At 72.1% G+C, this 3,353-nt stretch carries 3 protein-coding genes and 1 pseudogene; 3 read left to right on the top strand and 1 reads right to left on the bottom strand.

The window, feature by feature from the left end; all coding sequences use genetic code 11:
* Nucleotides 1–329: pseudogene (locus tag R2N01_RS11270) on the top strand (hypothetical protein); the annotation flags it as partial.
* A 100-nt stretch (nucleotides 330–429) separates the two neighbouring features.
* A complete protein-coding gene (locus R2N01_RS11265) occupies nucleotides 430–1,392 on the top strand; it encodes a cation diffusion facilitator family transporter (protein WP_316671245.1) in 963 nt (320 codons plus the stop codon).
* Nucleotides 1,393–1,399: 7 nt separating this feature from the next.
* Here R2N01_RS11265 and R2N01_RS11260 read toward each other — a convergent pair whose 3' ends face one another.
* The gene (locus tag R2N01_RS11260; RefSeq protein WP_316671244.1) at nucleotides 1,400–1,663 is read right to left on the bottom strand and encodes a DUF3039 domain-containing protein; all 264 of its coding nucleotides are present in this window, start codon (nucleotides 1,661–1,663) and stop codon (nucleotides 1,400–1,402) included.
* Between the two features lie 82 nt (nucleotides 1,664–1,745).
* Between R2N01_RS11260 and R2N01_RS11255 the strand changes: the two genes are divergently transcribed.
* Complete coding sequence (locus R2N01_RS11255) at nucleotides 1,746–3,143, top strand: MFS transporter (protein ID WP_316671242.1); 1,398 nt, start codon at nucleotides 1,746–1,748, stop codon at nucleotides 3,141–3,143.
* Nucleotides 3,144–3,353 lie beyond the last annotated feature (210 nt).

The following is a 3,353-nucleotide window of genomic DNA, read 5'->3' as shown; positions in this document are numbered from 1 at the left end:
GCGTGAGCGGCCGCCCCGCGCTGGCCGCCGTCAGCGCCGAGCTGCTGCCGGTCATCGAGGGCGCGCCCAGGCGGGACCCCTTCGCCGACCCCGACGACGGCCCCACCGAGCTGCGCCCGGTGCTCGTGGTCTTCGACGACGACGAGCACGGCCCGTCCATCGACGAGCAGCGGGACCGCCTGGTCGCCTCGGCGGGCCTGCACGACGTGCGCGTGTGCACCGTCAGGGCCACCGACGGGGGAGCGCTCGACCGATACGTCACGCTCCGCCAGAAGGGGCTGTACGGCGCCGTCTACCTCGAGCTGGGCCTGTCCGGCCGGGACGGATGAATCCCTCGCCGCCCGGCCCCGGCGGGGGTGAACAATGGATGACCGGCGCGCGGAGCCCCGCGCCCCTACCCTCGAACCACGATCGAAGGCCCTGACGCACATGAGTGAAGAAGGCGGCACCAAGGCCACCATCGCGGCGCTCGCCGCCAATCTGGCGATCGCCGCCACCAAGTTCATCGCCTGGCTCCTCACCGGCGCCAGCTCGATGCTGTCCGAGGCCATCCACTCGCTGGCCGACACCGGCAACCAGGTACTGCTGCTCGTCGGCGGCAGGCAGGGCGCCCGCCGGGCCAACGCCGTGCACCCGTTCGGCTACGGCCGCCAGCGCTACATCAACGCCTTCCTGGTCTCGGTCATCCTGTTCAGCGTCGGCGGCCTGTTCGCCATCTACGAGGCCCTCCACAAGGCCGCCGAGGTGCTCGCCGGCCACGAGGACGAGATGATGGGCTCCCGCTGGTGGTGGGTGCCGGTCGCTGTGCTGCTCGTCAGCGCCGTCGCCGAGTCCCTCAGCCTGCGCACGGCCCTGGCCGAGACCCGCGAGCAGCGCAGGGGCAAGGGCCTCATCGGCTTCGTCCGGGCCACCAAGTCGCCCGAGCTCCCGGCCGTCCTGCTCGAGGACACCGCCGCCCTGGCCGGCCTGGTCCTGGCCTTCATCGGCATCGTCCTGACCCTCGTCACCGGCAACGGCGTCTTCGACTGCATCGGCTCGGGCCTCATCGGGGTGCTGCTGGTCGCCGTCGCGGTCCTGCTCGGCCGTGAGATGCAGTCGCTGCTGCTCGGCGAGTCCGCCGGCTCCGAGGCCGAGAGCCGCATCACCGGTGTCCTGATGAGCACGCCCGGCGTCGAGGGCGTCATCCACATGAAGACGGTGCACACCGGCCCCGAACAGATCCTGGTCGCCGCCAAGATCGCCGTCGCCCGCACCGAGAGCGCCGAGTACATCGCGGCCGTCATCGACGCCGCCGAACGCAATGTGCGCGGCTGCGAGCCGCGCTGCGAGTACATCTACCTGGAGCCCGACATCAGACGCTCCGGCTACCGCCCGACCCGGCGCAGGTTCTGAAGGCCGATCAGCGGTCGGGGCCCTTGTCCTCGCCCGGCCTCATCCGCTCCCAGATCTCCTTGCAGGTCGGGCACACCGGGAAGCGGTCGGGATTGCGCGTGGGCACCCAGACCTTCCCGCACAGGGCCACGACGGGCGTGCCCATGACGAGGGCCTCGGTGAGCTTCGCCTTGGGGACGTAGTGGCTGAAGCGCTCCTCGTCGCCTTCCTCGTAGGCGGGCTGGGCGCGCTCCTCGACGACGGTTTCGGACCCCGGTGCCAACTGACTCATGGCCCCATCGTCCCACATCCGCCAAGCTGCGGGGCCCGCCGGCGGCCGGCCCGGTTGGCGGGGCATGATTTGATGGGCGGTCGTGACCAGCCGAATCCCGAGGACCCCCGCGCCCGGCGCGAGCCGCCTGCTCGTCGTCGGCATCCTCACCGCCGTCCTGGCCACCGCGTTCGAGAGCTACGGCACACTGACGGCCATGCCGGCCGCCGCCTCGCGGTTCGGCCGCATGGACCTGTACGACTACGCCTTCACGACCTTCATGATCTTCCAGGTGATGGCCATCGTCATCGGCGGGCGCCTGTGCGACCGGATCGGCTCGGTCGCCCCGATGGCCGGCGGCATGGCCGTCTTCACCGCCGGTCTGATCGGCGCGGGGGCCTCCGTGTCGATGCACATGCTGCTGGTCATGCGCGCGGTGCAGGGCCTCGGCGCGGGCCTGGCCAATGTCGCCCTCATGGTGCTCATCGGCCGCGTCTTCGACGACGAGCGCAAGCCGGCCATGATGTCGGCCTTCTCGTTCTGCTGGGTCCTGCCGAGCTTCGCCGGCCCGCCGGTGGCGGCCTTCGTCACCGAGCGCCTCGGCTGGCACTGGGTCTTCTGGGGCCTCATCCCCGTCGTCGTCTTCGCGCTGGGCATCGGCTGGGCGCCGCTCATGCGGGTGCGCGAGCGCGACCGCGCCGCCATCGTCGAGCGCGCGGACGACCCGGCCGGTGCGCCGGTCCCGCTGTGGGCGGCCGCCTGCGCCGCGCTCGGCGCCGCGATGATCCAGTACGCCGGGCACCGCCTCGACCGGGTGTCCGTGATCGTCGCGCTGATGGCCCTCGTCCTGCTGGTGCGCCTGGCGATCCCGGCGCTCATGCCTGCCGGCTTCCTGCGCCTGGGCAGGGGACTGCCCTCGGTCATGGCCACCCGCGGCCTGGAGAACGGCGCCTTCATCGCCTCCGAGACCTACCTGCTGCTCATCCTCACCCAGGAGCACGGCATGAACCTCGGGCGTTCGAGCCTCATCCTGTGCACCGGCTCGATCACCTGGGCCCTCAGCTCGTGGGCGCAGTCCCAGCGGTGGATGCGCGGACGGATGCGCCGCGACCGGATCATCGTCCTGGGCGCCTGGCTGTGCACCGGCGGTGTCGCCCTCATGCTCGTCTGCGCCCTGGCCAGGGCCCTGCCGGTCCCCGTGCTGATCATCGGCTACGGCATCGGCGGCTTCGGCATGGGCCTCGTCGCGTCGAGCACCTCGCTGGCCGTCATGGCCCTGTCCGACCCGGCGGTGCTCGGCCGCTCCACCTCGTCCCTGCAGGTCTCCGAGGGCCTGCTCAACTCGCTCATCACCGGTGTCGCCGGCTCGGCCTATGCGATCGGCTCGCCCACCGGCGACTGGCCGATCGTCTTCGGTTCGGTGCTCGCCGTGACGACCGCAGCCGCCGTCATCGGCCTGGTCTCCGCGGTGCGCACCGGACCGGTGCACGACCCGGCCTGAGCCGTCCGCACTCGACGGCCCCGGCTGCGGACGGGTGCCGGGGCGACCCGCGCCATGGCATTCTTGAGGGCGTGAGCGAAGATTCCCGCAATGACCAGACGAGCCCCCAGTACGGCTACGACCAGCAGTTCGGTGACGCCGCCGGTCGGCCGGACGCCGGCGGGCAGGCGCAGGCCCGGCCCGACCGGCAGCTGCCCCCGGCCGGCTGGT

The organism is uncultured Propionibacterium sp. (genome assembly GCF_963539965.1).
Lineage (GTDB): Bacteria > Actinomycetota > Actinomycetes > Propionibacteriales > Propionibacteriaceae > Propionibacterium.
This window is presented reverse-complemented; position numbering and strand designations above follow the sequence as displayed.

Excerpts from the sequence above, each read along its gene's own strand:
- R2N01_RS11260 (WP_316671244.1), bottom strand. The coding sequence starts at position 1,663 with ATGAGTCAGTTGGCACCGGGGTCCGAAACCGTCGTCGAGGAGCGCGCC.
- R2N01_RS11265 (WP_316671245.1), top strand. The coding sequence starts at position 430 with ATGAGTGAAGAAGGCGGCACCAAGGCCACCATCGCGGCGCTCGCCGCC.